Origin of the sequence: Streptomyces sp. NBC_00443 (assembly GCF_036014175.1) — a bacterium.
Taxonomy (GTDB): Bacteria; Actinomycetota; Actinomycetes; order Streptomycetales; family Streptomycetaceae; genus Streptomyces.
In genome coordinates, this window is sequence record NZ_CP107917.1 from 8,012,859 (window position 1) to 8,038,875 (window position 26,017).

A 26,017-nucleotide genomic window follows, 5' to 3' on the forward strand; every position below is an offset into this window, starting at 1 on the left:
CCACATGGGCACGGAAACAGTACGGGGATCAGATGCTGCGCTTGCTCCGCGAGTTCGGCCCGCTGACACGGAGCGAGCTGGGGCAGCTGTCCGGGCTGTCGCGCACGACGCTGTACGAGGTGGTCAGCAGGCTCGTGGACAGTGGCCAGGTGATCGCCGCGGTGCCGGACAGCACTCCACGCAGGCGCGGGCGCCCGGCGGAGAAGCTGGTTCTGAACTCCGAGGCGGGCCGGGTGCTCGGCATCGACTTCGGGCGGCGGACCGTACGCGTGGTGGCGGTGGCAGGGGACCGCGACGACTTGCGGCGCGACCACTTGGAGCGCCACGGCCTGGAGCGCCACGGCCCGAAGCGCCGCGTCCAGGAGCACGACGTCATCGGTACGGCGCGTGAAAGGCATTCCCCCACGGCCCCGTGGCCGGACCGCATCGCCATCGCGCGCAGGCTCGCCGGCACCCTGACCGGTGGACGGCTGCGACTCGACGCCCTGAACGGTGTGGGAGTCGCAGTGACGCGCCCGGCAACCGACTCGCCGGCCGCGCTCGACCAGCGGGCCATGGCGGTGATGATGGGCCGCAGTTTCGGCACACGGGTGCGGTTCGACAACTCCGCGCGGCTCGCGGCCCTGGCCGAGACGGTCTGGGGCGCGGCCCAGGGACAGCGAGACGTGCTCTACCTGGAACTCTCGGACCCGGTCGGTGGGGCGCTGGTGAGCGGTGGCGTGCTGCACCGTGGCGCGCACGGCCGGTCGGGGGAGTTCGGGCACATCAGCGCGGAGCCCGGAGGCGCGCCATGCCCCTGCGGCGGCCAGGGCTGTCTGCAGACCTTCGCCTCGACCACGGCCATGCTGGACGCGTACCGACCCGGGGCGGAATTACCGGACTTGGTGGCCGCCTTGGGTTCCGGAGATCCGGCCGCCCACGCTGTGCTGCAGCGGGCCGGCACACACGTGGGAAGGGTGCTCGCCGGTCTGGTCAACGCACTCGAACCCGGCATCGTCGTCGTGGGCGGTGAACTCGTCACCGCAGGCCCGACCCTGATGGAGTCGGTGCGGCGTGAACTGCTGGCGAACGTCGTGCGGTGCGGCTCGCGGCCCTCGCTGCTCGTCCGGCCCGCGGAGTTGGGCGACCACGCCGCCGCCCTCGGAGCCGCGTCACTCCTGCGGCAGCCCGGCAGGGCTCCTTCGCATTCCGTCGGAAAGGGGCTTGGCGCGGCGGACAGGATGTCGGGCGGCCTGCGCGCGAATTAAAGGTCGGCGGAACCGGATTAAATTGACCGCATTCAATCCGGAATGGAAAGCTCACATGAGTCGAATCAGCGCTCGGCTCGCGCAGTTCGGGCTGCTCATCACCCGAAACTCCGACCAGACGGGACGGAAAGAATGCACATATCCAGGTACCTCGCCACGGTACTGACGGTCACCGCGGCCACCACCGCGTTGTCGGCCGTATCCACCGCGTCGGCATCGGCGGCACCCTCCGCCGAATCGCTGCGAGCCGGCGTGTTAGAACTGACGAACGCCGAACGGGTCAAAGCCGGTTGCCCCAAGCTGAAGAAGAGCCCCGCGCTCGCCAAGGCCGCCCAGCGGCACTCCGCCGACATGGCCAGGCACAACTTCGTCGGCCACGACGGCTCCAACGGCAGCACGATGGTGACCAGGGCCAGGGCGGCAGGCTACACCGGCTTCAGCTCGCTCGCGGAGAACGTCGCCGCGGGCCAGAAGAGCGCCGCCGCGGTCGTGAAGGGCTGGATGCGGTCCCCGGGGCACCGGGCCAACATTCTCAACTGCTCGCTCAAGCATCTGGGCGTCGGCTACGTGAAGAAGTCAAATACCGCTCACGGGACTTACTGGACGCAGGACTTCGGCGCCAAGTTCTGACCCGGGAGCGTGGAAGTCATGCGAAAGCTGCGCTTACTGGTGGTGCTGCTGGCCGTCCTGACCATGCTCACCTCCACCGGGAGCAACCAGGCCGATGCGAGCGCATCCGCCGCCGCGGCAAAGAAGAAGGGCATCAGCGCCTGGAAGTTCAACGGGGTGACCGGGGCGATGGCCGACGCGAAGGTCGGCTGGTTCTACACCTGGGCCTCTGACAAGCAGAAGATCAAGCCCCCGCCCGGCGTCGAGTTCGTGCCCATGATCTGGGGTCGCGACTTCGTGACCGACGCTCATCTCGAACGGGCCGAGGCACAAGGCAGGAACCTGCTCGGATTCAACGAACCCGACCGGGCGGACCAGGCGAAGATGTCCGTGCAGGAGGCGCTCGACCTGTGGCCCCGGCTGCAGTCGACCGGAATGCGCCTTGGAGCACCCGCGGTGGCCACCGGCGGTGACCTGGCCGGTGGCTGGCTCGACCGCTTCATGAAAGGCGCCGCCGCCCGCGGCTACCGGGTCGACTTCATTCCCCTGCATTGGTACGGCTCGGACTTCAACGCCCGAGCCGCGACCGGTCACTTGAAGAACTACCTCCGTGCCGTGCACCAGCGCTACAAGAAGCCCATCTGGCTGACGGAATACGCGTTGATCGACTTCTCGACCGGTACTCCGAGGTATCCGACCAAGGCGCGGCAGGCCGCATTCGTGAAGATGTCGAACGCCATGCTGGAAGAACTGCCGTACGTCAAGCGGTATGCGTGGTTCACGCTGTCCACGCAGCGCGGCCATGGCACCGGCCTCTACAACGGCGCGAAGGCCAACCGCGTGGGCACCGCCTACCGCGCCGCGCGGTAACGAGATCCCTCTCTCTCTTCATTCCCCCTCTTCTCTATTCAGGAAGGACGACAAATGCGCGATCGTCAGCCCAAGGTGCGTGTCCTGGCGGTATTGGCCGCCACTGCCTCTCTCGCCGTGATGGCGGGCGCCGGCTCTTCTGCCCATGCCGACACCGGGTCCCCGGACCAGGCTCAGGCCGCCCAGGTCAGCGTGACGGAGGCGGCGGCGGAGATCCCCTGCGCCAAGTACCTCCAGAAGAAGCACACTTATCGGATGGACCCCGCGGGCCCCTCCTGGCATACGTACAGGACGGACAAGCTGGGCAGGCCGGCCCACGCCGACATCCGGGTCGGGGCTGTGGACCGGGACCCGAAGTCCGGCATGTGCGAGACCATCGTGGGTGAGTGGGGCGGTCCCGGGCACCTGGGCGCGCGGATGATCCCCGCCGGCGTCAGAGGGGCGGGGCACCGCGCCAACGTCGTTCCGGTCACCCATTCGGCCGACAGGATCCTGAAGTCGGTGGGAAGCAAGACCCAGCAGTGCAACGCGGAATACAAGATCGTCACCCTCGGGGTCACCGCCCACTACAAGAAGAACGACAACGGAGTTGTTCCGTCCGGGTTCAGCCTTTTGCTCGAGGTGAAGAACCGCGCCATCGAATTCGGCAGGAACTCGTTCCTGGCCTTCGACAACAAGGACTACACCAAGGCCGACGAGCGCAAGCTGCTCGATTCCTTCGCCGACCAGGTGAAGGCGATGAGCTGTTAGCGACGCCAGTAGTCATGCCTGGACGGCGAATCCGTCGGGATACGCGATGACGGGGCCCGGCCTCCCAGTGGGGTCGGCCTTCGCCGTCGCGGTGCGGCGCCGGCGTACCCATAGCTGTGCAGTTCCGGTATCCGGACGGCTACTTGTCGCGCAGTCGCGTCATCACCGGGGCGAATGCCTCCATGTACGGTTCCAGGACCGTCAGATACGAGAACCCGTACCGCTCGCGCTGGGCCAGCACCTGCGCGGTGATCTGGTCCAGGGTGCCGGTCATGACGATGGGCAGCGCCAGGGCCTGCTCCAGGGTCAGCTCCGGCACCCGGTCCAGGAGCGGCTGGATCACGGCCTCGCGGTCTCCCGTGACGGTCACCATCTGGAGGAGCAGGTTCAGCTCGGCGGGTTCCGGCCGGCGCGCAGCGAACTTCCGGTAGCGGGACACCCGTTCGTCGAGCTGCTCGGCCGTGACGGGGAGCAGCCGCCCGGTCGAGCTCTTCGGGTCCGGGTACGCGCCCCCGAACGCCGCGATGTCGGCGTGCTCGGCGGTCAGGCGCAGCACGCGGTCTCCATTGCCGCCGACCAGCAGCGGCACCCGCGGCTTCTGCGTCGGCTGCGGCTGGTACGACTCGTCCCCGAGCAGCCGCCCGAGCTCCTCCACCGTGCGCCGCAGATGGTCCACGCGCTCGCGAGGAGTGCCGAACGGCAGACCCGCCGTATCGTGCTCCGCCTGCACGTAACCCGCGCCCAGCCCCAGGTCCAGCCGACCGCCGGTCAGCGCGTCGGTCGTGGCCACCTCCCGGGCGAGCAGGGCCGGGTTCCAGAACCCCGCGTTGAGCACGAACGTGCCCAGGCGCGGCCGCTCGGTCGCCTCGGCCGCGGCGACCAGGGCCGGGAACGGCGCGGGCATGCCCAGATGGTCCGGGACCAGGATCACGTCGTAGCCGAGTTCCTCGGCCCGGCGGCACTTGGCGCGCCACTCGTCGGCAGGGGCGGCGGTCATCAGGTTGACGCCGAAGCGGAACGGACATGGGCCCACCGGTCGCGACATGAACTCTCCTCGGCTTCAAGGGACTTGAGCAGCTGCCGCGATTCCATCACTCGTGTGCGATGGCCGCCAGAACATTCATGCGCGATGCACGCAACGCGGGCAGCAACGCCGCCACGACACCCACCACCGCCGAGCCGATCACCACCGCCACGATCGTGCCCCAGGGGATCGCCAGCGCCGTCATGCCCTGCAACGCCAGCACCTGCTGGGTGCACACACCCCACACCAGCCCCAGCGCCAGCCCGAGGACAGCGCCGAACACGGCGATCACCACCGACTCCAGGCGGATCATCCGGCGCAGCTGCCGCCGGGCCAGCCCGATGGCCCTGAGCAGCCCGATCTCCCGGGTGCGCTCGACGACCGACAGCGCGAGGGTGTTGACCACGCCGAGCACCGCGATGATGATCGCGAGGCCGAGCAGGGCGTACACGAGGTACAGCAGCACGGCGATCTGGTTGTGCACGAGCTCCTTGTAGTCGGCGATGTCCCGGACCTGCACCTGCGGATACGGGTCCAGCGTCTTCTCCAGGCCGGCCCGCAGATCACCCGCGCTCGTGCCGGAGGCGGCGTTGACGTACACGGCCGCGTCCTGCCCGCCGGGCGCGTACTTCTGCAGTGTGGCCAGGCCGAAGAAGATCCCGCCCGGGGAGCCGAACCCGTCGGCGGACTCCTGGTCGGTGAGGGCACCCACCGTCAGCTCGGCCCGCCGCTCGCCCTGGAACTCGACGGCGACGGTGCTGCCGACGCGTACGCCGTGGTCCTCGGCGAAGTCCTTGTCCATGGCGAGGCGCCCGTCCGCGAGGGCCGCCGCGCTGTCGCCCTGTGCGTAGGTGATGTTGGCGACCTCGTCGAGCTGCGGTTCATAGGCCGCGGCGGTCGTCTGCACGCGGTCGCCGTCCGGCAGGCGTACCGCGATCGTCGTGAACTGCGAGCGCACGACGAGGCCCACGTCCTCGGTGTCCCGGATCCGGTCGGTGATCTCCCGGGGGAACGGTACGAAGTTGCTGTTCTGCACCACGAAGTCGGCGCCCAGCGTCTTGTCGATCTGCTCGTCGAACGACTTGGTCATCGAGGCGCTCGCCACCGACATCCCGCCGACCAGCGCGAGGCCGACCATCAGGGCGGCGGCCGTGGCGCCGGTGCGGCGTGGATTGCGCAGGGCGTTGCGCTGGCTCATCCGGCCGATCGAGCCGAACAGTGCGGGGAAGGCCCCGCCGAGGACCCGGATCACCGGCCGTACGAGCAGCGGGCCGGCGATCACGGTCGCGATGAGCGTGAGGATCACGCCGAGGCCCAGCAGGGACGCCGCCGTCGATGTCTTCGACGACACGACACAGCCCACGAGCGCCGCCGCCCCGGCCGCCCCGACCACCGCGCCCACGACCGCCCGCAGCCGCAGCGGCCGTCCGATGTCGGCGATCTCGGCGTCCGCGAGGGCCGCCATCGGCGAGACGCCCGCCGCGCGCCGGGCCGGCAGGTAGGCCGCGACGAAGGTGACACCGAGGCCGACGACGTACGCGACCACCGGCGTCCCCCAGCCGATGACCATCTCGGCGGCCCTGATGTTCATGCCCAGCAGGCCCATCAGCTCGATGAGCGCGACGGCCAGCCCGATGCCGGCCGCGAGGCCCAGCGTCGAGCCGACCAGGCCGAGCAGCAGCGCCTCGGCGAGGACCGAGCGCCGCACCTGGCGCCGGTCCGCGCCGAGGGCCCGCAGGAGGCCCAGCTCGCGGGTGCGCTGGGCGATCAGCATGGAGAAGGTGTTGACGATCAGGAAGACGCCGACGAGTACGGCGATCCCGGCGAAGCCGAGCATGACGTACTTGATGATGTCGAGGAACCCGCCCAGCTGTTCGACATCCGACTCGGCCTGCTCGTCGGCGGTGCGCAGCTCGTAGGGGCCGGTGTCGCCGCCGAGCGCCTCGGCCACCCGCCGCTTGAGGTCCGCGTCGCTGACGCCCTCGGCCGCGTCGAGCGAGATGCTGGTGGCCGCCTTCGGGTCGCCGAGGAGCTTCGTCTGCGCGGCCTCGGTGTCGAAGAAGACCAGTGCGGCGCCGGGATTGGTGGTGGTGAAGGTCGCGATGCCGACGACCTCGACCGGGAAGGAGCCCTCCTGCCCGATGACCGTCAGACGGTCGCCGATGTGTACGTCCTTGCTGTCGGCGGTCTCCGCGTCGATCAGCACCTGCGCGTCGCCCTTGGGGGCGTGCCCGGAGGTGAGCTCCACGGGGCTGCGCTCGGTCGGGTTCCAGGCGGTGCCGAGGGTCGGGGCGCCGGTGGTCGGGCCCACCGACTCGCGGTTCTTGTCGGCGACGGTGAGGCCCTCGACATCCACGTCCGGGCGTGCCGCCGCGGCGCCGTCGACCTGGGCCAGCCGGTCGGCGAGCGAGGCCGGCAGGGTCAGGGTCTGCCCGGAGGGGATCGTCTCGTCGAAGGTCTCCTTCGGGGTGACGGTGACGTCGGCGGCGGTCGAGGCGAACAGCCGGTCGAAGGTGCGGCTGACGGTGTCCGAGAAGATCAGGCTGCCCGCGACGAACGCGACGGACAGGATCACCGCCAGGGCGGAGAGCAGCAGCCGCCCCTTGTGGGCGAGGAAGCTCCTGAGCGTCGCCTTGAGCACCGGGTCAGCGCTCCTCGGGCGGGGCGGGCCACTCGGTCGGCGCGGGCGAGGCGGACGACGGCCGGTCGTCCGGTACCGCCCCCGGCGCCGGGCCGCCGCCGTCGAACGGGCCGCGGGTCACGTCGAAACGCTTCAAGCGCTCCAGTACGGCATCCGCCGTCGGCCGTTCCATCTCGTCGACGATCCGCCCGTCGCCCAGGAAGAGCACCAGGTCGGAGTGGGCGGCGGCGCCCGGGTCGTGGGTGACCATCACGACGGTCTGCCCCAGCTGGTCGACGGCCTCGCGCAGGAAGCCGAGCACCTCCAGGCCTGCTCGCGAGTCGAGGTTGCCGGTCGGCTCGTCCGCGAAGATCAGCTCAGGCCGGGAGGCCAGAGCGCGGGCGCAGGCGACGCGTTGCTGCTGGCCGCCGGAGAGCTGGGACGGCCGGTGTTTGAGGCGGTCCCGCAGCCCGAGGGTGTCGATGACCTGGTCCAGCCACTTCTCGTCGGGCTTCTTGCCCGCGATGTCCATGGGCAGGGTGATGTTCTCGGCCGCGTTCAGGGTCGGGATCAGGTTGAACGACTGGAACATGAACCCGATCCGGTCCCGCCGCAGCCGGGTCAGCTCCCGGTCCTTCAGCCCGGTGATCTCGGTGTCGCCGAGCCACACCTGCCCCGCCGAGACGTTGTCGAGGCCCGCCAGACAGTGCATCAGCGTGGACTTCCCGGAACCCGACGGCCCCATGACGGCGGTGAAGCGCCCGCGCGCGATGTTCACGTCCACCGAGTCGAGGGCGAGCACCGCGGTCTCACCCGAGCCGTACGCCTTGGTCAGACCGCGCGCGCGGGCCGCGATGCCGGCGGCCGGCGCGGGGCCCGGGACGTACTGGGCAGCTGCTGTGGACAAGACCGCCTCCTCACGGAACGGACGGGACGACTCGACGGAACGACTCGTCGTCACCGCCGAGACTAATGTGATCCACCACACACCTGGTATCCCCCCGAGGTCCCGGTCCGTCTCCGTCCCAGGTCGGGTCCCTGATATCGGTGTAAGGGACACCCGCTGATCCCGGGCGACCCCTTGGTCTCCGGCCGGTCTCCCGGGGTGGACCCTTGCCGTGCTAGCGCGATCGCGCTAGCTTCGAAGTATGGCGAAGACCCAGTTGAACGTGAGAGTGGACGAGGGCACGGCCCGCGCCGCCCGCGAACGCGCGCTGGCCCGAGGTGTGAGCGTCAACCGCTACATCGAGGAGCTGGTCATGCAGGACACCGGCGAGGTCGGCAACACGTTCGTGGAGGCCGCCGCCGACTTCATGAAGCAGTACGAGTCCGTGTTCGCCGAGGAATTCGGCGCGGACCGTGAGGGCACGCGCGAAGGTCGCCACTGATCCGTTGAGCCATCTGAACATCGACCTCGCCTGGCTGCTGATGCTCGCCGAACAGAACACGCCGGGGGACCCCCAGGTCACCGACTGGGGAGCCCTCGTCGCGGCCGTCGCACGCCATGAGGCCGAGATATTCGACGTCCCTGTCTACGACAGCCCGCAGACCCGAGCCGCATCCCTGCTCCAGCTCCTCATCCACGTCCCCGCGTTGGAGCGCTCCAACGCCCTGTTCGCCTCCGCCGTCGCCTACGCCTATCTCGTCGCCAGCGGCCTCAAGGTCGTCACCTCGCCCGAACAGGTGCGCGACCTGGCGCGGCTGGTGAAGAGCGGAGAGGCCACGGTGCACGACATCGCGCGGGAACTCCGGCAGTGGAGCCTGTGACTACTCGCTGATCGGCGGACGCCACGCCGTCCCGAGAGCGCAGTACGACGAGGGCAGCGTCGGCCCCTGCTCCGGCATCATCACCCGCCGGACGGGGCCGAGTTCGAAGCCTGCCCCGCGCAGCGCCCCGACCGGGTCGCGGGAGACATGGCAGCCACCGCTCACCAGCGGCCACACCGTCCGGTCCAGGGCGCGCTGGGTGAGGAGCATGGCGCGCCCGCCGCCCCGGCCGTGCTCGAAGAACCGCACGACACCGCCGGGCCGCAGCACTCGCCGTACCTCACCGAGCGCCCGCGGCACGTCCCGCACGCTGCACAGCACCAGCGAGAGCACCACGGCGTCGAAGGCCTCGCTCTTGACCGGCAGCGCCTCCGCCGCGCCCGGCACGACGTCGACGGGCACGCCCGCGCGCAGCGCCGACTCCACCGCCAACTGCCGCAGCAGGCGCTCCGGTTCGATGGCGACGACTTCCGATACGGCACTCGGATAGTGGGCGAAGTTCAGGCCGTTGCCCGCGCCGATCTCGATCACCCGGCCGGACAGCCCGGCCAGCAGCCGTTCGCGGACGCCGCCCATGCCCATCCGGGTCTCGGCGCTGACGCTGGTCCGGGCGTAGAAGCGGGCGAACAGCGGGTGGTGCACGGCATCCCGTGGCACCTTGCCGGAGGCGGCGGACCGTGGGGACCGTAGGGCCATGGGGACCTCCCGGGCGGGACGGGGTTCACCCTGATTGTCCCCCGTACGGGGCCGACGCACCCCCCGCCGTTGCGGTGGCTGCCGTTCCGGACCGGCTCAGCCGATGAAGTCCCGGACCTGCTCGTACACGCCGTGGTCGTTGTTCATGTCGGTGTGCGAGACACAGCCGACCTCGACGTTGGTCGCGCCGCTCAGGATCGCCGTGGTGTCGGGCGTGAGCGCGTCGTCGCAGTTCGACCAGTAGCTGGCGTACGACACGCCGCCCGGGGTCTCGTCGCCGGAGTTCAGGGCGGTCAGGAACGAGCTGCCGGTGTTCATCTCCGCGCAGGAGGTGTACAGCCACGCGCACCACGAGGCGGTGGACGTGCCGTGGTTCACGCCGGCGGTGGAGACGAAGTCGTCGACGTAAGACGTACCGCCGAGGTTCTTGAGGTAGTAGCGGGAGCTGAGCGCGCCCAGCGAGTGGACGACCAGGTCGACCTTCGAGGCGCCGGTGCGGGCGAGCACGTTTCTGATCTCGGTCGCGAGCTGCTGGGCGGTGGTGGCGTTGGACTGGGCCCAGTCGTACGACCAGGCGTCCAGCTCGGCGGCCGGGTAGCCGTCGGCCTTGAAGTAACCGGCCCAGTCGTCCCAGCTGCTCGCCGAGCTGCTCAGGCCGTGCACGAAGACGACGGGGTCGTGGGTCGCGGCGTGCGCGGTTGTGGGGGAGAGGGACAGTGACAGAAGGAGCGATGCGGCCAAGGCCGAGGCGGCCGTGGCGATGCGACGCGTGTGGCGCTGCATGATGCCTCCTGAAACGTGTGGGGTTGTCAGGAGTGTCGAGCCGGTCTACGCGCGCCGCATCGGCGAAATCGCCGGTCTTTACGGTTCAAATAACTCGCCAGTAACGTCATTCGTGTGGTGACACCGGTGAACCCCCCACCTCTCGACCGCACTTCGCCACCGCAGCTCACGGACGCGTGGCCAGAGCCGGCCACCACCCTTCCCGAAGGGGTCCGGGTACGGGTGCTGCGTGCGGTGTACGGCGATCCGCGCGCCGCCGCCGAACTTGTCCCGCGTCTGACCGACCGCCAGGTGAGGGGCCTCGACCCGCTGCCCACGGACCCGGCCGAACTGGCCCCGGCCTTGCTGCGTGAACGCCGGGCGGAGATACGGGCGTTGCCGGACGACACCCGCCTGCTCCTGCTCCTCGCCGCGGCCGACCAGTACCCGGTCCCCACCGACGCGTTCCTGCGCGCCGTCATGGCGGCCCGCCTCGACACCCGGTCGCTGGACGCGGCCGACGCCGGCGGGATCGCGCACGCGGGTGCCGGCGGGGTGGTGTTCCGTGACGCGTGGACGCGGATCGCTGCCTACGAGACGGGCTCCCCGGCCGACCGCCGCGACGTCCACCGCCTGCTGGCCCGCGTGCTGGGCGGCGCGGGCGAGACGCCATGGCGCTCCTGGCACCGGGGTGCCGGCGCGCCCGGCCCCAGCGGCCGACTCGCGGCGGAACTCGGCGCCGCCGCACGCAAGGCAGCGACTGCTGGGCGGTTGCCCTTGGCTCGGGCATTGGCGGAACGGGCCGCAGCCCTGTGCCCCGAACCGTCCGAGCAGACCCGCCTGCTGACCCGGGCAGCCGGCTACGCCTGGCGATCGGGCGACGGTGAACGGGCACGTCGGTTGGCGGCGGCCGGCTCCGAGGGCGCCCTGAGCGGGGTGCTCGCCCTGCGGGCGGGGAATGCCGGGGAGGCGTTCGACGCGTTGGTGTCGGCGGTGGTTCGGGCGGGGGTGATGCCGGGGAGGGGATGGTGGCTGTGCAGGGGAGTTGGATGGTGGCGGTGCAGGGGAGGCGGTGCGGTTCACGGCCCGCACCCCTCCAGCGCCCCGGCCCCCGCCGTCCACCTCCTCGCCCGCGCGACCGAAGCCGCCATCTACACCGGAGACCTACGTCGCCTGCGCGAGGCCTCGCGGGTTGCCGACCGGCTCGGGATCGTCCCGCCAGGGACGCTGGGCGGGCTCGTGGCGGCGTTCGACGGGCGGTACGAGGACGCGCGTGACCTGCTGCAGGCGGCGGCCGGGCGATGCGGGCCAGGGGGTGATCCCACCGTTCTGATCCACGCCGGGATCGCCGCCCTGCTCCTCGGCGACCACACCCGCGCGGCCACCGCGACCGTCCGTGCGGCCGCCTCCGCCCGGGCTCGGGGCACCCCGGTGACCGTGCCGCAGGCGATGGAGTTCCGTGCGTACGCCGACTTCTGGACCGGACGCCCCCGGGCCGGCGAGGCCGCCGCGGCGGATGCGCTGTGGCAGGCCCACGCCACCGGTCAGGACAACGGCGCCTGTCATCTGCAGGCGGCCCTGGCCATGTTCTCGGCGCTCACCGGAGACGCGGACCTCTGCCGCGAACGCGCCGCGAGCGCACGGTCGTACGCCCTCGCCCGTGGCCTGGGCCTGCCCGCGGCACTCGCCCAGTGGGCGCTCGCCGTCCTCGACCTGAGCAGCGGCCGCTTCGCCGCCGCGGCCGCCCGGCTGCGCGCCCTGGCCGGGTTCGGCCCCGGGCACGGCCACCGGGCCGTCCGCCACCTGGCCACCCCGCACTACGTCGAGGCCGCCGTCCGCACCGGTGACACCCGGGTCGCCCGCGTCGCGCACGCCGACTACCACCGCTGGGCGAACGCCGTGCGCAGCCCCGACGACCTGGCCCTGAGCGCCCGCTGCCGCGCCCTCCTCACGCCCGGCGCGGAAGCCGTGGACCACTACCGCGTCTCCCTCGACCTGCACTCCCACGGCACCCGCGACTTCGAACGCGCCCGCACGGAGCTGCTGTTCGGCAGCACCCTGCGCCGACTGCGCCGCCGTCTGGAGGCACGCGACCGCCTGCACAGCGCCCTGGAGGCGTTCGACTCCTTCGGCGCCCCGCACTGCGCGGCCCAGGCCCGTTCCGAACTGCGCGCCCTGGGCACCCCGGCCACCCCCACGCGCACCGGCCCCGACAATCCGACCGCCCGCCTCACCGCCCAGCAACTCCTGGTCGCCCGTATGGCCGCCGAGGGAGCCACCAACCGCGAGATCGCCGCTCGCCTCGCCCTCAGCCCGCGCACCATCGACCACCACCTGCGGGGCGTCTTCAGCCGCCTGGGGATACGTTCCCGTATCGAGCTCGTCCGGTTCATCGCCGAGGTCGACGAGAGCGAGGGAGGCGAGACCGGCTAGGCGTCGGCGAAGGCGCGGGCGAACCCGACGAGGTTCCGCGGGCAGGCCCAGATGTCCCTCGCAGCGTCCCATTCCGGGCGGGCCAGCATGTCCAGGACATCGCGAAGGCTGTCCAGCTCGTCGTCGAGCGCCATGTCGTCACACGGATGCTCGTCATGGGCACAGGTCGCCCCTCCGAGAGCCTGCTCGACGGCGCCCATCGCCTCCAGCACACGAGCCTCGGCCGCCGCATCAGGCCGGGCGTAGATCACGTAAGGCCCTGTCAGCACCAGTCCGAGGGTCCACAGAGCGGTGTCCGGACTGCCGGCCCGGACGCTCGCCTCCAGGTTCCTCGCGCAGTCGAGCACCGCTTCCGGCGCATCGCCGAGGTAGTAGCCCTGGCGGATCTCGTCCCACGTGTCGATCAAGTCGTCCCACTCGTCGGGAGCGGCAGGCTTCACGGCGCCTCCCGCCCTCGGAACCCCTCCGCATCCCACGTCCCGAACAACCGCGGCGCCAGCCAACCCGGCGCCGCAGCACGGAAGTCGGCCGGTGCCAGCGCCCCCGCGCCGGTCGGAAGCACACCCAGCAGCGGCGCCCCCGCCACCTCGGGCAGGTCCGCGACATTGCAGCGCGACGCCAGATCCGGTGCCGCAGGCCAGCTGCCGATCACAACGCCCAGCAGGTCCAGTCGGCGGGAACGCAGTTCACGCGCTGTCAGCTCGGTCGTGTTCAACGTGCCCAGACCCGCCGACGCCACCACGAGAACCGGCGCCGCCATCAGCTCGGCCGCGTCCGCCAGCGTGCCGCCCGTCTCGTCGAAGCGGACGAGCAGCCCGCCCGCCCCCTCCACCAGCACCAGGTCGTGCTCGGTGGCCAGCTTGGCGGCCGCCTCGGCGACCTCCTGCGGGCGGACCGGAGGCCGAGCGGCCCTTCGCGCCGCCGTCGCCGGGGCCAACGGGTCGGGATAGCGGGCGAGTTCGGCGGTCGTCACCGCGCCCGCGAGCCGCGCCGCCTCCTCCGCGTCCCCGCACTCGTCCGGCCGTACGCCGGTCTGAGCGGCCTTGAGCACCGCCACCGACCGGCCCGCGCCCATCGCCGTCGCGGCGACCGCGGCGGTCGTGACCGTCTTGCCGACCTCCGTGCCCGTCCCTGTGATCACCAGGATCGGCATGTTCATCCCTCCCGCACTGCCGCGCACACCGCACGGGCGATCCGTGCCACGTCCGCGTCGCCCGTGACATACGGCGGCATCGTGTAGACGAGGTCGCGGAACGGCCGCAGCCACACGCCCTCGCGCACGGCGGCCGCCGTCGCCGCCTCCATGTCGACGGCGTGGTCGAGTTGCACGACCCCGATCGCACCGAGGACCCGTACGTCCTTGACGCCCGGGATGTCCGCCGCGGGGGCGAGCCCCTCACGCAGCCCCGTCTCGATCCGCTTGACCTCGGCCGGCCAGTCCTGGCCGAGCAGCAGCTCGATCGAGGCGCAGGCGACCGCGGCGGCGAGCGGGTTGCCCATGAACGTCGGGCCGTGGGCCAGGACCGGCACATCGCCCCGCGAGATCCCGTCGGCCACGCGCGAGGTGCACAGTGTCGCGGCCATCGTCATATAGCCGCCCGTCAGCGCCTTGCCCACGCACATCACATCCGGCGTCACCGCCGCGTGGTCCGCCGCGAACAGCGCACCCGTGCGGCCGAACCCGGTCGCGATCTCGTCGAACACCAGCAGCACGTCGTGCGCGTCGCACGCCTCCCGCAGCACCCGCAGATACGCGGGGGAGTGGAACCGCATCCCGCCCGCGCCCTGCACGACCGGCTCGACGATCACCGCCGCCAGTTCGTCGGCGTGCCGCTCGATGAGCGAGCGCAGTTCATCGGCGTACGACTCCTCGTACTCGGCCGGCGGCGGGTCCGCGAACACCTGGCGCTGGAGCACCCCGGTCCACAGCTCGTGCATCCCGCCCTCGGGGTCGCACACCGACATCGGCTGCCAGGTGTCGCCGTGGTAGCCGCCGCGCCAGGTCAGCAGCCGCTGCTTGCCGGGCCGGCCCAGCGAACGCCAGTACTGAAGGCACATCTTGACCGCGACCTCGACCGACACCGACCCGGAGTCCGCGAGGAAGACATGCTCCAGACCGTCGGGCGACATATCGACAAGGAGCTTCGCCAGGCGCACGGCGGGCTCGTGGGTGAGCCCGCCGAACATCACATGGCTCATCCGCGACAGCTGCTCGCGCACGGCCTCGTTGAGCACCGGGTGGTTGTAGCCGTGGATCGCCGACCACCAGGACGACATGCCGTCGACCAGTTCGCCCGAGCCGTCCGCCAAGGTCAGCCGCACCCCGCTCGCCGACTCCACGACGAGCGGCTCGACACGGCCGGGCATCGGACCGTACGGATGCCAGACGTGCCGCCGGTCCAGCTCCAGCAGCTCGGGCACGGTCAGGCCGGCCACGGGACGCGGGTCAGGCATTGGGCGCGAGGTCCGTTCCGGCACCCCGGCGGCGCACGGCGACCAGGTCGGTGCGCGGTTCGGTGACGAGGTCGGTGCGAGGCTCGTCGGCCGGCGCGGCGGGGTCGGCCGTACCGCACACACCGCCACCCTCGTGCGACCCGCACCCGGCGCTCTGGTGCGATCCGCACCCGGCACCTTCGTGCGATCCGCACCCCGCGCTCTCGTGCGAGCCGCACCCGCCCCCGGCCGTCGCCCGGTGCTCGGGCAGCGTCACCTGGTCGGTGCCCTCCACCTCGAACCCGGCGTCCGCGATCATCTCCAGGTCGGCCTTGCCGGCCTGGCCCTCGGTGGTCAGGTAGTCGCCGAGGAAGATCGAGTTGGCCAGGTGCAGGGCGAGGGGCTGCATCGTGCGCAGATGGACCTCGCGGCCACCGGCGATCCGGACCTCGACGTCGGGGCAGACGAACCGCACCATCGCCAGGATGCGCAGGCACCGCTGCGGGGTGAGGTTCCACTCCTTGGCGAGCGGGGTGCCCTCGACCGGGATCAGGAAGTTGACCGGCACCGAGTCCGGGTCCAGCTCGCGCAGCGAGTAGACGACGTCGACCAGGTCCTCGTCGCTCTCGCCCATGCCCGCGATCAGACCCGAGCACGCCGAGAGGCCCGCCGCATGCGCCTTGTTCACGGTGTCGACACGGTCGGCGTAGGTGTGCGTGGTCGTGATGTCCGCGTAGGTGCTCTCGGAGGTGTTGAGGTTGTGGTTGTAGGCGTCCGCGCCGGCCTCACGCAGCCGCTCGGCCTGGCCGTCGGAGAGGAGGCCGAGGCAGGCGCACACCTCGACGCCCTCGTTCTCGTCCTTGATCGCCTTGATGGTCTTGGAGACCCGGTCCACGTCCCGGTCGGTCGGGCCGCGCCCGGACGCCACCAGGCAGACGCGCTTGGCGCCTCCCGCCAAACCGGCGGCCGCGGCCTGGGAGGCCTCGTCCGGCTTGAGCCAGGTGTACTTGAGGATGCCGGTGGTGGAGCCGAGCCGCTGGGAACAGTAGTTGCAGTCCTCCGGGCACAGGCCCGACTTGAGGTTGACGAGATAGTTGAGTTTCACCCGTCGGCCGAACCACTGCCGGCGCACCTTCCCGGCCGCGGCCACCACATCGAGCAGGTCGTCGTCGGAAGTGGCGAGGACGGCCAAGGCTTCCTCGCGGGTCGGCAGCTCGCGCCGAAGCCCCTTGTCCACCAGCGTGTTCAGCAGGTCCATGGGAGCTGATCCTGACGTACGGAGGGGCTCCGAGCCAAGGAGAGTTTGCACAACCCTGTCCATTCGATGTGTGGGTATTGCCACACCGTGGGGGCCCGCCGCTGCGGCTAGTGTCTGTCCACTGCCTACAAAAGCCCGGAGGAGTCATGGCGTTCGGCTGGATCGACGAGCAGGCGGAACTGCGCCGCCGCGCCGGACTCGTGCGGACCCTGCGCCCCCGCCCCGCCGAATCTCCGCTCCTCGACCTCGCCAGCAACGACTACCTGGGCCTGGCCCGCCACCCCGAGGTCACCGAGGGTGCCGCGCGGGCCGCGCGGGCGTGGGGCGGCGGCTCGACCGGCTCCCGGCTCGTGACGGGCACGACCGAGCTGCACACCGAGCTGGAGCGCGAGCTGGCCGACTTCTGCGGCGTCGAGGCGGCACTGGTCTTCTCGTCCGGCTACGCGGCCAACCTCGCCGCGGTCACCGCTCTGGCGCCGCACGGCTCGCTGATCGTCTCCGACGCGGGTAACCACGCCTCGCTGATCGACGGCTGCCGGCTGGCGCGCGGCACGACACAGGTCGTCGCGCACTCCGACCCGGATGCCGTGCGCAAGGCGCTCCAGACGCACGACGGGCCCGCCGTCGTCGTGTCCGACACCGTCTTCTCGGTCGACGGCGACGCGGCCCCGCTGGCCCGGTTCGCCGAGGTGTGCCGGGAGCACGGCGCCGGGCTTGTCGTCGACGACGCCCACGGCCTGGGGGTGCTCGGCGACGGCGGCCGCGGCGCCCCGCACGCGGCGGGGCTCGCGGGCGCCGACGACGTCGTCGTCACGGTCACGCTGTCCAAGTCGCTCGGCAGCCAGGGCGGCGCCGTGCTCGGCCCCGCCCGGGTGATCGACCACCTGGTCAACGCGGCCCGGACCTTCATCTTCGACACCGGCCTCGCCCCCGCGGCGGCGGGCGCGGCCCTGGCGGCACTGAGACTGCTGCGCCGCGAGCCGGAGCGCGCGGCACGGGCCCGCGAAGTGGCGGGTGAACTGCACGCACGCCTGACCGCCGCTGCCCATCAAGCCGTACGGCCGGACGCGGCGGTCGTCTCCGTGCGCGCGCCGTCCCCGGAGGAGGCCGTGCGCTGGGCGGCCGAGTGCCGTGCGGCAGGCCTGGCCGTGGGCTGCTTCCGGCCTCCTTCCGTCCCCGACGGCATCTCACGGCTGAGGCTGACCGCCCGCGCGGACCTCTCCGAGGGGCAGATCGAACGCGCTGTACGGATCATCGGCGAGACACGGCCATGAGTCGGCGTGACACGGCCCTGCCGTCGCGCCCGGCGGAACCGATCGGAAATGATCGAAATCGGTCAGGCTGATCGGGAAACGGTCAGGACTGGAGCGCCGCCGTGAAGCCCGCCCAGCTCTCGGGGGAGAAGAGCAGCGCGGGTCCGGCCGGGTCCTTGGAGTCGCGCACGGCGAGCAGCCCGGTCCAGGGACCCGAGTGCGGCCGCGCCGTCTCGACGCAGTTGTTGGCTCCGGTGCTGTAGCTGCTGCGCAGCCATCGTGCACCAGGCAGTTCGGTGCTTGAACTCACCTTCCGAGGCAGGGTGGTCATGGTGCCTCCTTACGCGCCGCCAGCCAGTGCGGCGATGTAATCCATCGATTCCTCGGGCGAAAGGGCGTGGCTCCGAAGGGCGTTGAAGGCCTCCGTGTAGGCCTGGAGGTCTTCTTTCCGTTCGAGGTAGAGGCTACTCGTCAAGTGGTCGAGAACAACCACATCCAGATCAGAAGTGCGCGAAAATGAGAAGATAACGAAAGGCCCGGTGATGCCGATATGCTCGCCGGCCGCGAACGGCAGGACCTGCAGCCTGACTTGCGGCAGTCGCGCCGCCGCCATCAGCCGCCTCAACTGCTGCTCCATCACCTCGGGCCCGCCGATCTCCCGGCGCAGCACCGCCTCGTCGAGCACCGCGCTCAGCTCCAGCGGCGGCTCGGCGCGCAGCACGTCCTGCCTGGCCAGACGGACCGCGACCAGCGCGTCCAGACGTTCGTCGGCGTCGTCGTCGAGCCCGCCCACCGCGGCCCGGGTCACCGCGCGGGCGTACTCGGGGGTCTGCAGCAGCCCGGGCACCACGGAGGTCTCCAGCGTGCGCATCGCGCTCGCCTGGGACTCCAGGCTGATGAAGTCGCGGTACGTCGTCGGCAGCACTCCGCGGTACGCGTGCCACCAGTGATCCCGGCCGTCACCCGCGTCGGAGCCCGCCAACGCCAGCATCAACTGGCGTAGTTGGGCATCCCGTACGCCGTAGACATCGAGCAGTAACCGCACATCGGCCGGTTTCACCCCACTGGCGCCCGTTTCGATCCGGCTCACCTTGGACTGGTGCCAGCCCACCAGCCGGGCCGCCTCACCGCTGGTGAGTCCCGCCCCGGTGCGTAACGCACGCAGTTCCGCGCCCAGTTTCCGGCGGCGCACCGCGGGACCGTGCTGCATGGGCAACTCCTTACTCCAACCGAGCCACCCAAATACGCTCTGCCGTCGCAGAGTTCACCGCTTCGAGCGACAGATATATGCATATCTCGGGGGATCGGCACCGTGACGGCCCTGGTAATGGCAGTCTGGCGACGAAGCACCAGTCCGGGACCGTACTCGAACCCTCCGCTCCGTGTCGGACTGCGGTCCCGTTGGGAAAGGGACGACATCGCCATGGCAGACCATTTGGAAGCATCCGTCACTCTGCCGAGCGATCCAGCCTCGGTCTCCGCGGCCCGGACCTATGTGGTCACCACCCTCGCGGAGTGGGGACTGCCACCGGAAACCGAAGCGGCCGACACCATCCGCCTGATCGTCTCCGAACTCACCACCAACGCCGTACAGCACACCCTGGGCCAGTCACCCACCTTCACGGTGGACCTCGTGCTCGACCGTGACGAACACCTGCGCATCGGGGTCACCGACAGCCACCCCCGCTTCCCCAAGCGGCTGCCCGCCGCCGTCCAGCAGGACAACGGCCGTGGCCTGGTCATCATCCGCTGGCTGACCGCGGAATGCGGCGGCAAGCTGAGAGTGCGCCCGACCCGCGAAGGCGGCAAGACCATCTCCATCGAACTGCCGTGGACGGTGCCCGCAGCGCCCGTGCCGACCGCAGGACCGCAGGAACCGTAGCCACGAGCCCGGCCCCTCAGGTCTGCCGCGACCGGCCGAACGTGCCGCGCAGCAGAGCCCGGAAAGCGTCCGCGGCCGGAGCCGCCTCCTCGCTCCGGAAGGCGACCGAGATCGTACGGCGCAGCTGTGCGCCCTCCAGCGCGCGCACCCCGACCGGCGTGACCGACGTACGCGCCACCATCTCCGGTACGACCGCGACCCCGAGCCCCGCACTGGCCAGCGCGCACACCAGGAGATACCCCGGCGTCGGCACGAGCACCGAGGGCAGGGCCCCCGCCCGCGCCAGCACCGCCTCCACACCCCGCCGGGCCGGAGCGTCCGGGGCCATGCTGATCAGCGGCTGCCCGGCGAGCTCGGTCAGCGGCAGCCGTGCGGTCCCGCTGGTGAGGGCGTGGCCCGGCGCGGACACCAGGACCAGCTCCTCGACGAGGACCGGCTCGACGCGGACCGAGGACGCGAGGGGGATCGGGTCGCCCGGCTCGTACGCGTGCGTCAGGGCCAGATCCACCTCACCGGCCGCCACGGCGGCGACGCCGTCCGACGGTTCGTAGTCGGCGACCGTCAGCTCCACGTCCGGATGGGCCCGCCGGAACGCGCTGAGGGCCGGCGGCAGCAGATGGATGCCCGCGGTCTGGAAGGTGCCGAGCCGGAGCGTGCCGCCCGACAGACCGGTCAGCCGGGCCAGCTCGTGCCGTGCCCGCTCCAGCTCGTCGAGGACCCGCCGCGCCCGCGCCACCAGCAGCTCGCCCGCACCCGTCAGCCGCGCCCCGCGGTGGTGCCGTACCAGAAGCGCGGTGCCCGCCTCGCGCTCCAGCTTGGCCAGCTGCTGGGAGAGCGCGGGCGTGGTGTAGCCGAGCCGCTCGGCCGCCCGGGTGATCGAACCCGCCTCGGCGACCGCCACCAGGGCGGCGAGCCTGGTCGGGTCGTACATGCCGGGCTCCTCATCTGTCCAAGCTCATCTGTCCAAGCTCGTCCGTCCAAGCTCGTCTGCCTAAACCAATGCTTTAGGCAGGCCCAGAATATTCGAAATACCTGCTGAAGGCTTCCGCGCGGCACGCTGGGTGCCATGGACGCTCAGCTCATCGCCTTCACCGGGGTCTCCGCCGGTCTCGTCGCCATGCCCGGCGCTGACTTCACCGTCGTCGTGCGCAACGCCCTCGTCTCCCGCCGGGCCGGCATCGCCTGCGCGCTCGGGATCGGGGCCGGGCTGCTGGTGCACGTGACGCTGGCGGTGCTGGGGGTCGCCGCGATCCTGGCCGCCGTACCGGCGCTGTTCCGTGCGCTCCAAGTGGTGGGCGGGGTCTATGTGTTGTATCTGGGCGTCCAGACCCTGCGACAGCGGCGCAGTGAAGTGGCGGACATGCGCGACGATTCCACCGGCCGACCGCTGCGGCAGGGCTTCGTCACCAACGCCCTCAACCCGAAGGCGTCCCTCACCTTCCTCAGCGTGCTGCCCCAGTTCGTGCCCGCGGGCGCGCCCGCGCTGCCCCGGACGCTGCTGCTCGCCCTGATCGTGCTCGCGATCGCGCTGGTGTGGTTCCAGATGGTCGCCCTGCTGGTGGACCGGCTCGGGCGGTGGCTGCGCCGGCCGCGCGCCGCCCGGGCGGTCACGACGGTCACCGGCGTCGCCCTGACGGCCTTCGGCGTGGGACTCCTCGCCGGGCCGCTGATGGCCCTCTGACGGCCTTTCTGGTGCCCCGGGGGCGATGACGGCGTGTCAGGCCGCCGCCATCGCCCCCGGGAGGGTCACTTGACCCGGCCGTACCAGACGCTCCTGGTCCAGATCTTCTGCAGCTTTACAACGTCCCCGCTCTTGGGGGAGTGCCAGATCTTTCCCTTCCCGGCGTAGATGCCGACGTGGTAGACGTACGACCCCGAGTGGAAGAACACCAGGTCTCCGGCCTTGCGGCTCTTGGCGGAGATGTGGCGCGTCTTGTTGTACTGCTGGGCCGCCGTACGGGGCAGTTTCTTGCCCGCCTTCTTGAACGAGTACAGCGTCAGCCCGGAGCAGTCGAACCGGCTCGGCCCCGTGGCGCCCCACTTGTACGGGGAGCCCTTCTTGGAGGCCGCGACCTGGAGTGCCTTCGTCGCCGGTGTGGCCGCCTCTGCTTCGGACGTGAAGCCGGGCGCCACTATCGAGCCGCCCATTGCGGCGATGGTGAGAGCCGAGGCCGTACCGGCCCGGGCCATGAGCGACGGGACACGATTGAGCGCAGTCATGCGCAACCCTTCGTCAGCCGCCTGAGAAGGATGACCTGTCGGATTCGGGCTGGCGAAGTTGCCCGGCCGCGTGGTCGCGGCTTCACCCCAAGGGCTGCTCGGCTCGAACGAACGTCCGCTCCGGCGACCCGTCTTGCTCGGGTCCTCCACTCCTGCCGATCCACTCCTGTCGACCGGGCATCCGGGCGGCGGCAGGACTCGGCGTCCGCCCGGACCGCCCCGCCGCTGTGGCGGGGGCTTGTCGTCAGTCAGGGATCTTGACGCACGGATGAGCGAAATACCCAACGGAACCGGGGATTTGTGGTGTTAGTCACCACTCGCCCGTTCGGGTGGGTACCCGCGTGTTCGAGAGGGTGTCCAGGGGGCGAAGGAGTCCCGGACCAGCGATGGAGCGCCTCGTTCCGCCCTGGACTCATGCCCGTTGCGCAACCCTGATGGGCCCGCAAAAGGAGCCATGGCTACGCCGATTGGGGGTACGCCGTTTGGTCCGTTTCAGCCTTGTGCCGGACGCCTCGTCGGTGGGATCGAGACGCCCGGGGGCCGGCCCGTACGCGTCGTCAACTGTCGGAGCGCGGCGGCACCGTGACACGAGCCGTTCGGCGCTCCCCGTCCAGCACACGCAGCGCACGCGCGAGCGTGGGGGCGTGCAGCTCCGTCTCGCCCTGCTGATGCATCAGCGCCAGCGCGTCCCGCAGCTCGGCCGCCTTGCGTACGAGCGCCTGGGCGGCACGCAGTCCGCGGTAGGTGTCGCCGTCCTGCGCCGGGTTGATCCGGCCGAGCAGGTCCACCACATCGAGGTAACGGTCGATCAACTCGCCCTCCGCGCGGGTCAGCGCGGGCAGGGGCGGCAACTCGGGTGGCAGCACCGGTCGATCACCGCCCCGTGGGCGGCGCGAGGGTCGCCTTGCGGCTGGGGATGATCCGGTCCACCAGCCCGTACTCCAGCGCCTCCTGGGCGTTGAGGATCTTGTCCCGCTCGATGTCCTGCGTCACCTGCTCGCGGCTGCGACCGGTGTGCCGGGCGAGCATCTCCTCCAGGCGGGTCCGAATCCGCGTCAGTTCGTCGGCCTGGATGGCCAGATCGCTGGCCTGGCCCTCGACCGGCTCGGGCAGCCCCGGCTGATGGATCACCACACGGGCGCCCGGCAGCGCGAACCGCTTCCCCGGCGTGCCCGCGGCGAGCAGCACCGCACCGGACGCGCCGGCCTGGCCCAGGCAGATCGTCTCCACGTCGCAGGTGACGTACTGCATCGTGTCGTAGATCGCCGACATGGAGCTGAACGAGCCGCCGGGCGAATTGATGTACAGCGAGATGTCCTGGTCAGGGTCCTTGTGCTCCAGATACATGAACTGGGCCATCACGTCGTTCGCCGAGGTGTCGTCGATCTGTGTGCCGAGAAAGACGATCCGCTCCTCCAGCAGCTTCGAGTACGGATCCTGCGTCCTCAGGCCTGAACTCGTGCGCTCGGTGAACTCGGGCAGTACATAGCGGGCGGACGGTCGGGTCATGGCTCACGCTCCGTTGTAGAGGTGCCTGTAAAAAATGTACAGGACGTACATGACGTAATGTAGGGAGCATGGCCTACGAGATTCCGGTGACGCAAGCCAGGGCTGAGCTCGCCGAACTGATCAATCGCGTGGTGTACGGCGGTGAGCGCGTCGTCGTGACGCGCCACGGAAAGCCCCTCGTCGCCCTTGTCTCCGCCTCTGACCTCGAACGACTGGAGAAGCTCGGGGAGCCCGCAGAGCTCGCCGAGGAGCAGGTGATCAGTGCGGTGTCCGGGGTCCGCGAGGTCGCGTCCGCTCCCCGCGAACGACAGCGCTTCGGTATCGCCGCGGAGCATCGGGGACCGAGCCCCTCGTAGGCCCGCCGCCTTCCGGACGCCGAGCCGGCTTTCGGGCCTCCGTCCCGCCAACCCTCGAACGACAGGACCGTGCACCCCCGTCCGCTACAGCGGGGTGCACGGTCGGTTCGATGCGGCCGGGTGGTTGCTCAGCCGACGGGGGCGAGCTCCCTGTCGGCCGCGGGCTCGGTGCTGGGCGTCCGGGACCTCAGGGCGTTCCCGAGCAGTACGGCGCCCAGACCCAGCGCGGCCCACCAGGTCAGCGTCATGGCGGGGCCGATCGCCGCCGCGCCGTCGAAGAAGGACACCGAACGCAGCAGGGTCGTGCCCGCGCCCGGCGGCCGCCACTGGCCGATGGCCCCGACCGGCTCGGGCAGCATCTGCGGCGCCGAGGCGGCCCCGGAGAACGGGTTGCCGAGGAACATCACCAAGAACGACACGATGCCGATGCCCGCGTTGCCGATCAGTGCGGCGAGCCCCGCGACGGCCGCGCTCACGGCCAGCGTCGTCAGCGCGAACACCCCGGCCTCCGCCCACCAGTGGCCGGTGAGGATCCCCAGCCAGCTGTGCGCGAGCGCGGCCGCGACCACGCCGATCAGAGCGGCGGCGCCGGCCAGGGCGCTCACGGCCCGGATGCCGCGCAGCCCGAGCAGGGTCACCGCCGCGCCCGCCGCCATGCCGGCCAGGGCGAGTGGCAGGACGCTCGCGCCGAGGGCCGCACCGCGCGGGTCGTTCCCGGGTGTGGGGACGACGTCGACGGTCTTGACCTGGCTGCCCTCGGCGGCGGCCTGCTGGGCCACCGCCTGCTGGAGCAGCTGGGCGACGGCCGGCCCCGCGGCCGAGGCGGTCAGCAGCTCGGGGCCCTGCGGGGTCACGACGACCGCGCCGTATACGGTCCGGTCCTCGATCGCGTCCTTGGCGGCGGCGGCGTCGGCGTAGCGGTGGATCTCGAACGCGCCCTCGTGCCGGCCGAGTTGCTTCTCCATCTGGGCCGTGGCGGCGGCCGGTCCGGCCACCCCGAGCGGCAGGTCGCGGGGAGCGGTGCGGGCGGCGGGCCAGGCGAAGGCCCACAGCGCGAGGGCGGCGAGGACGGGGACGAGGACGACGACCGCGATCAGGCGCCTGGGTGCGGCGGACCTGGGCGGCGTAGCGGACGGGGTGGACATGGGCCCTCCTGACAAAAAGAAGGATCGTTCGTTTTTGATGACGCTCTCACCGTCCTGCTGCTGCCGCTCCTTGTCAAGAAGGAATGTTCGTTTTACTTTGTGACCATGGCCCGCGTATCCCAGGAACACCTCGACGCCCGCCGCCGGCAGATCCTCGAGGGCGCCGCCCGCCTCTTTGCCCGCAACGGCTTCCACGCCACGTCCATGCAGGACGTGCTGAAGGAGGTCGACCTCTCGGCCGGCGCGGTGTACCGCTACTTCAGCAGCAAGGACGAGCTGATCGCCGCGATCGTCAAGGATGTGCTCGGCGAGATCCGCGCCTCGTTCGAGGACGTCGTCCGGCAGAGCCCGCCCCCGCCGCCGGACCTCCTGGTGGGAGCGGTCCTGAGTCGGACCCTGCGGGTGTACTCGTCCCTCAGCGAGGAAGGGGAGTCGGTCTTCCCGTTGCTGATCATGCAGGTCTGGGCGGAGACCGTGCGCAACAAGGAGCTGGCGGCCGTTCTGACGGACGTGTACGCGACGTTGCGGGAGGCCTGGGGACGGGCCGTCGAGGCGTACCAGGACGCCGGGATGATGCCGGCGGACATCCCGGCGGACCATGTGGCGCGCACCATGATCGCCACGGTGCAGGGGTTCATCGCCCAGCAGGCCTTGTTCGGAGGGGCGCCGGTCGAGGTGCTGCAGGACGGTCTGCGGGCCTTGACGAGCATGCGGGCCCACCAGTCGGACGCCTAGAGGATCACAGCTCGGTTAACTTGCCTGAAACTCCGTCCAACTAGCCTGCCGATCCACGCCACCTGGCACTTTGCCCCGTGGCGGCTGCGGCAACCGGACCCCGCACGGTCCGGAGCGAGGACTGTGAGGTGGGACGTGCAACTGACTCCGCACGAGCAAGAGCGGCTGCTCATCCACGTGGCGGCCGACGTCGCCGAGAAGCGCCGGGCCCGCGGGCTGAAGCTCAACCACCCCGAGGCGGTCGCGCTCATCACGTCGCACATCCTCGAGGGCGCCCGCGACGGCCGTACGGTCGCCGAGCTCATGTCCTCCGGACGCAAGCTGCTCACGCGGGACGACGTCATGGAGGGCATCGCCGAGATGATCCACGACGTCCAGGTCGAGGCGACCTTTCCGGACGGCACCAAGCTCGTCACCGTCCATGACCCGATCGTGTGAAGGGGCCTCG

29 protein-coding genes and 1 riboswitch are annotated in these 26,017 nt (G+C 71.1%); of the genes, 13 read left to right on the top strand and 16 right to left on the bottom strand.

The genetic code is table 11. The features are described from left to right. The first annotated feature begins 32 nt into the window (after positions 1–32). From OHO27_RS36505 to OHO27_RS36520, 4 genes are all read left to right on the top strand, one after another. The gene (locus OHO27_RS36505; protein ID WP_328429202.1) at positions 33–1,247 is read left to right on the top strand and encodes an ROK family transcriptional regulator; all 1,215 of its coding nucleotides are present in this window, start codon (positions 33–35) and stop codon (positions 1,245–1,247) included. Between the two features lie 132 nt (positions 1,248–1,379). Continuing rightward, complete coding sequence (locus OHO27_RS36510) at positions 1,380–1,877, top strand: CAP domain-containing protein (RefSeq protein ID WP_328429203.1); 498 nt, start codon at positions 1,380–1,382, stop codon at positions 1,875–1,877. Between the two features lie 18 nt (positions 1,878–1,895). Beyond that, complete coding sequence (locus tag OHO27_RS36515; protein ID WP_328429204.1) at positions 1,896–2,726, top strand: glycoside hydrolase family protein; 831 nt, start codon at positions 1,896–1,898, stop codon at positions 2,724–2,726. Positions 2,727–2,780: 54 nt separating this feature from the next. Then, positions 2,781–3,476 carry a hypothetical protein gene (locus OHO27_RS36520; protein ID WP_328429205.1) on the top strand — a complete coding sequence of 232 codons (696 nt, stop codon included), beginning with the start codon at positions 2,781–2,783 and terminating at the stop codon, positions 3,474–3,476. A 139-nt stretch (positions 3,477–3,615) separates the two neighbouring features. Here the strand turns inward: OHO27_RS36520 and OHO27_RS36525 are convergent, their stop codons facing one another. Genes OHO27_RS36525 through OHO27_RS36535 form a run of 3 tightly spaced genes read right to left on the bottom strand, consistent with a single transcriptional unit; the run spans position 3,616 to position 8,027 of the window. Continuing rightward, the gene (locus OHO27_RS36525; RefSeq protein WP_328429206.1) at positions 3,616–4,521 is read right to left on the bottom strand and encodes an LLM class F420-dependent oxidoreductase; all 906 of its coding nucleotides are present in this window, start codon (positions 4,519–4,521) and stop codon (positions 3,616–3,618) included. Between the two features lie 46 nt (positions 4,522–4,567). Next, entirely contained in the window at positions 4,568–7,141 is a 2,574-nt protein-coding gene (locus tag OHO27_RS36530) for an ABC transporter permease (protein WP_328429207.1), read from the bottom strand. Between the two features lie 4 nt (positions 7,142–7,145). Next, positions 7,146–8,027 (bottom strand): ABC transporter ATP-binding protein, encoded by an 882-nt coding sequence (locus tag OHO27_RS36535; protein WP_328429208.1) that lies wholly within the window; start codon positions 8,025–8,027, stop codon positions 7,146–7,148. Between the two features lie 241 nt (positions 8,028–8,268). Here OHO27_RS36535 and OHO27_RS36540 point away from each other — a divergent pair, with 241 nt between their 5' ends. Both OHO27_RS36540 and OHO27_RS36545 read left to right on the top strand, forming a co-directional pair. Beyond that, positions 8,269–8,508, top strand: a complete 240-nt coding sequence (locus OHO27_RS36540) for a toxin-antitoxin system HicB family antitoxin (protein ID WP_328429209.1) — start codon at positions 8,269–8,271, stop codon at positions 8,506–8,508. Positions 8,509–8,512: 4 nt separating this feature from the next. Further along, positions 8,513–8,887 carry a fic family toxin-antitoxin system, toxin component gene (locus tag OHO27_RS36545; RefSeq protein WP_328429210.1) on the top strand — a complete coding sequence of 125 codons (375 nt, stop codon included), beginning with the start codon at positions 8,513–8,515 and terminating at the stop codon, positions 8,885–8,887. Here OHO27_RS36545 and OHO27_RS36550 read toward each other — a convergent pair whose 3' ends face one another. Then, positions 8,888–9,583, bottom strand: coding sequence for a class I SAM-dependent methyltransferase (locus tag OHO27_RS36550; RefSeq protein ID WP_328429211.1), 696 nt, complete (start codon positions 9,581–9,583; stop codon positions 8,888–8,890). It abuts the gene before it with no gap. Between the two features lie 96 nt (positions 9,584–9,679). Continuing rightward, positions 9,680–10,366, bottom strand: a complete 687-nt coding sequence (locus tag OHO27_RS36555; RefSeq protein ID WP_328429212.1) for an esterase/lipase family protein — start codon at positions 10,364–10,366, stop codon at positions 9,680–9,682. Between the two features lie 117 nt (positions 10,367–10,483). Between OHO27_RS36555 and OHO27_RS36560 the strand changes: the two genes are divergently transcribed. Further along, entirely contained in the window at positions 10,484–12,778 is a 2,295-nt protein-coding gene (locus OHO27_RS36560; protein WP_328430655.1) for a helix-turn-helix transcriptional regulator, read from the top strand. Here OHO27_RS36560 and OHO27_RS36565 read toward each other — a convergent pair. From OHO27_RS36565 to bioB, 4 genes are read right to left on the bottom strand one after another with little or no spacing between them, the layout of a single operon-like run. Then, on the bottom strand, positions 12,775–13,218 hold the full coding sequence (locus OHO27_RS36565; RefSeq protein WP_328429213.1) for a hypothetical protein: 444 nt from the start codon (positions 13,216–13,218) through the stop codon (positions 12,775–12,777). The two genes, OHO27_RS36560 and OHO27_RS36565, sit on opposite strands and share 4 nt — an antisense overlap. Further along, on the bottom strand, positions 13,215–13,931 hold the full coding sequence (gene bioD / locus OHO27_RS36570; RefSeq protein ID WP_328429214.1) for a dethiobiotin synthase: 717 nt from the start codon (positions 13,929–13,931) through the stop codon (positions 13,215–13,217). The genes OHO27_RS36565 and bioD overlap by 4 nt, the downstream gene beginning before the upstream one ends. A gap of 2 nt (positions 13,932–13,933) precedes the next feature. Continuing rightward, positions 13,934–15,232, bottom strand: a complete 1,299-nt coding sequence (locus OHO27_RS36575; RefSeq protein WP_328429215.1) for an adenosylmethionine--8-amino-7-oxononanoate transaminase — start codon at positions 15,230–15,232, stop codon at positions 13,934–13,936. Then, the gene (gene bioB / locus OHO27_RS36580) at positions 15,225–16,469 is read right to left on the bottom strand and encodes a biotin synthase BioB (RefSeq protein ID WP_328429216.1); all 1,245 of its coding nucleotides are present in this window, start codon (positions 16,467–16,469) and stop codon (positions 15,225–15,227) included. Before bioB ends, OHO27_RS36575 begins: the two co-directional genes overlap by 8 nt. Before the next feature lie 146 nt (positions 16,470–16,615). Between bioB and OHO27_RS36585 the strand changes: the two genes are divergently transcribed. Then, positions 16,616–17,743: an 8-amino-7-oxononanoate synthase gene (locus OHO27_RS36585; RefSeq protein WP_328429217.1), complete on the top strand. Its 1,128-nt coding sequence runs from the start codon at positions 16,616–16,618 to the stop codon at positions 17,741–17,743. An 82-nt stretch (positions 17,744–17,825) separates the two neighbouring features. On the opposite strand, the gene OHO27_RS36590 is transcribed toward OHO27_RS36585, so the two are convergent. Both OHO27_RS36590 and OHO27_RS36595 read right to left on the bottom strand, forming a co-directional pair. Continuing rightward, positions 17,826–18,053 (bottom strand): DUF397 domain-containing protein, encoded by a 228-nt coding sequence (locus tag OHO27_RS36590; RefSeq protein ID WP_328429218.1) that lies wholly within the window; start codon positions 18,051–18,053, stop codon positions 17,826–17,828. Between the two features lie 9 nt (positions 18,054–18,062). Beyond that, entirely contained in the window at positions 18,063–18,932 is an 870-nt protein-coding gene (locus OHO27_RS36595; RefSeq protein ID WP_328429219.1) for a helix-turn-helix domain-containing protein, read from the bottom strand. 213 nt (positions 18,933–19,145) lie between these two features. On the opposite strand from OHO27_RS36595, the gene OHO27_RS36600 reads away from it, so the two are divergent. Then, a complete protein-coding gene (locus OHO27_RS36600) occupies positions 19,146–19,604 on the top strand; it encodes an ATP-binding protein (RefSeq protein WP_328429220.1) in 459 nt (152 codons plus the stop codon). 16 nt (positions 19,605–19,620) lie between these two features. On the opposite strand, the gene OHO27_RS36605 is transcribed toward OHO27_RS36600, so the two are convergent. Beyond that, positions 19,621–20,535, bottom strand: a complete 915-nt coding sequence (locus OHO27_RS36605) for a LysR family transcriptional regulator (RefSeq protein WP_328429221.1) — start codon at positions 20,533–20,535, stop codon at positions 19,621–19,623. A 135-nt stretch (positions 20,536–20,670) separates the two neighbouring features. On the opposite strand from OHO27_RS36605, the gene OHO27_RS36610 reads away from it, so the two are divergent. After that, entirely contained in the window at positions 20,671–21,285 is a 615-nt protein-coding gene (locus tag OHO27_RS36610) for a LysE family translocator (protein ID WP_328429222.1), read from the top strand. A 65-nt stretch (positions 21,286–21,350) separates the two neighbouring features. Here OHO27_RS36610 and OHO27_RS36615 read toward each other — a convergent pair whose 3' ends face one another. The 3 genes from OHO27_RS36615 to OHO27_RS36625 form a co-directional block, all read right to left on the bottom strand. Continuing rightward, entirely contained in the window at positions 21,351–21,824 is a 474-nt protein-coding gene (locus OHO27_RS36615; protein ID WP_328429223.1) for a C40 family peptidase, read from the bottom strand. Between the two features lie 3 nt (positions 21,825–21,827). After that, a riboswitch (cyclic di-AMP (ydaO/yuaA leader) is annotated at positions 21,828–21,960 on the bottom strand. 421 nt (positions 21,961–22,381) lie between these two features. Continuing rightward, positions 22,382–22,690 (bottom strand): hypothetical protein, encoded by a 309-nt coding sequence (locus OHO27_RS36620; protein WP_328429224.1) that lies wholly within the window; start codon positions 22,688–22,690, stop codon positions 22,382–22,384. A 7-nt stretch (positions 22,691–22,697) separates the two neighbouring features. After that, positions 22,698–23,333 (bottom strand): ATP-dependent Clp protease proteolytic subunit, encoded by a 636-nt coding sequence (locus OHO27_RS36625; protein ID WP_328429225.1) that lies wholly within the window; start codon positions 23,331–23,333, stop codon positions 22,698–22,700. Positions 23,334–23,401: 68 nt separating this feature from the next. Between OHO27_RS36625 and OHO27_RS36630 the strand changes: the two genes are divergently transcribed. Next, positions 23,402–23,689 (top strand): type II toxin-antitoxin system Phd/YefM family antitoxin, encoded by a 288-nt coding sequence (locus tag OHO27_RS36630; RefSeq protein ID WP_328429226.1) that lies wholly within the window; start codon positions 23,402–23,404, stop codon positions 23,687–23,689. Between the two features lie 128 nt (positions 23,690–23,817). On the opposite strand, the gene OHO27_RS36635 is transcribed toward OHO27_RS36630, so the two are convergent. After that, a complete protein-coding gene (locus OHO27_RS36635) occupies positions 23,818–24,834 on the bottom strand; it encodes an ABC transporter permease (protein ID WP_328429227.1) in 1,017 nt (338 codons plus the stop codon). A 105-nt stretch (positions 24,835–24,939) separates the two neighbouring features. Here OHO27_RS36635 and OHO27_RS36640 point away from each other — a divergent pair, with 105 nt between their 5' ends. Together OHO27_RS36640 and OHO27_RS36645 are read left to right on the top strand one after the other, a co-directional pair. Then, positions 24,940–25,569 carry a TetR/AcrR family transcriptional regulator gene (locus tag OHO27_RS36640; protein ID WP_328429228.1) on the top strand — a complete coding sequence of 210 codons (630 nt, stop codon included), beginning with the start codon at positions 24,940–24,942 and terminating at the stop codon, positions 25,567–25,569. A gap of 135 nt (positions 25,570–25,704) precedes the next feature. Beyond that, positions 25,705–26,007: an urease subunit gamma gene (locus tag OHO27_RS36645; protein WP_328429229.1), complete on the top strand. Its 303-nt coding sequence runs from the start codon at positions 25,705–25,707 to the stop codon at positions 26,005–26,007. Positions 26,008–26,017: the final 10 nt, after the last annotated feature.

What these genes read in the sequence shown, in the direction of transcription:
- OHO27_RS36505 (WP_328429202.1), top strand. Translation starts at nt 33, where the DNA reads ATGCTGCGCTTGCTCCGCGAGTTCGGCCCGCTGACACGGAGCGAGCTG.
- OHO27_RS36510 (WP_328429203.1), top strand. Translation starts at nt 1,380, where the DNA reads ATGCACATATCCAGGTACCTCGCCACGGTACTGACGGTCACCGCGGCC.
- OHO27_RS36515 (WP_328429204.1), top strand. Translation starts at nt 1,896, where the DNA reads ATGCGAAAGCTGCGCTTACTGGTGGTGCTGCTGGCCGTCCTGACCATG.
- OHO27_RS36520 (WP_328429205.1), top strand. Translation starts at nt 2,781, where the DNA reads ATGCGCGATCGTCAGCCCAAGGTGCGTGTCCTGGCGGTATTGGCCGCC.
- OHO27_RS36525 (WP_328429206.1), bottom strand. Translation starts at nt 4,521, where the DNA reads ATGTCGCGACCGGTGGGCCCATGTCCGTTCCGCTTCGGCGTCAACCTG.
- OHO27_RS36540 (WP_328429209.1), top strand. Translation starts at nt 8,269, where the DNA reads ATGGCGAAGACCCAGTTGAACGTGAGAGTGGACGAGGGCACGGCCCGC.
- OHO27_RS36550 (WP_328429211.1), bottom strand. Translation starts at nt 9,583, where the DNA reads ATGGCCCTACGGTCCCCACGGTCCGCCGCCTCCGGCAAGGTGCCACGG.
- OHO27_RS36555 (WP_328429212.1), bottom strand. Translation starts at nt 10,366, where the DNA reads ATGCAGCGCCACACGCGTCGCATCGCCACGGCCGCCTCGGCCTTGGCC.
- bioD (WP_328429214.1), bottom strand. Translation starts at nt 13,931, where the DNA reads ATGCCGATCCTGGTGATCACAGGGACGGGCACGGAGGTCGGCAAGACG.
- OHO27_RS36575 (WP_328429215.1), bottom strand. Translation starts at nt 15,232, where the DNA reads ATGCCTGACCCGCGTCCCGTGGCCGGCCTGACCGTGCCCGAGCTGCTG.
- bioB (WP_328429216.1), bottom strand. Translation starts at nt 16,469, where the DNA reads ATGGACCTGCTGAACACGCTGGTGGACAAGGGGCTTCGGCGCGAGCTG.
- OHO27_RS36585 (WP_328429217.1), top strand. Translation starts at nt 16,616, where the DNA reads ATGGCGTTCGGCTGGATCGACGAGCAGGCGGAACTGCGCCGCCGCGCC.
- OHO27_RS36590 (WP_328429218.1), bottom strand. Translation starts at nt 18,053, where the DNA reads ATGACCACCCTGCCTCGGAAGGTGAGTTCAAGCACCGAACTGCCTGGT.
- OHO27_RS36595 (WP_328429219.1), bottom strand. Translation starts at nt 18,932, where the DNA reads ATGCAGCACGGTCCCGCGGTGCGCCGCCGGAAACTGGGCGCGGAACTG.
- OHO27_RS36600 (WP_328429220.1), top strand. Translation starts at nt 19,146, where the DNA reads ATGGCAGACCATTTGGAAGCATCCGTCACTCTGCCGAGCGATCCAGCC.
- OHO27_RS36605 (WP_328429221.1), bottom strand. Translation starts at nt 20,535, where the DNA reads ATGTACGACCCGACCAGGCTCGCCGCCCTGGTGGCGGTCGCCGAGGCG.
- OHO27_RS36610 (WP_328429222.1), top strand. Translation starts at nt 20,671, where the DNA reads ATGGACGCTCAGCTCATCGCCTTCACCGGGGTCTCCGCCGGTCTCGTC.
- OHO27_RS36615 (WP_328429223.1), bottom strand. Translation starts at nt 21,824, where the DNA reads ATGACTGCGCTCAATCGTGTCCCGTCGCTCATGGCCCGGGCCGGTACG.
- OHO27_RS36625 (WP_328429225.1), bottom strand. Translation starts at nt 23,333, where the DNA reads ATGACCCGACCGTCCGCCCGCTATGTACTGCCCGAGTTCACCGAGCGC.
- OHO27_RS36630 (WP_328429226.1), top strand. Translation starts at nt 23,402, where the DNA reads ATGGCCTACGAGATTCCGGTGACGCAAGCCAGGGCTGAGCTCGCCGAA.
- OHO27_RS36635 (WP_328429227.1), bottom strand. Translation starts at nt 24,834, where the DNA reads ATGTCCACCCCGTCCGCTACGCCGCCCAGGTCCGCCGCACCCAGGCGC.
- OHO27_RS36640 (WP_328429228.1), top strand. Translation starts at nt 24,940, where the DNA reads ATGGCCCGCGTATCCCAGGAACACCTCGACGCCCGCCGCCGGCAGATC.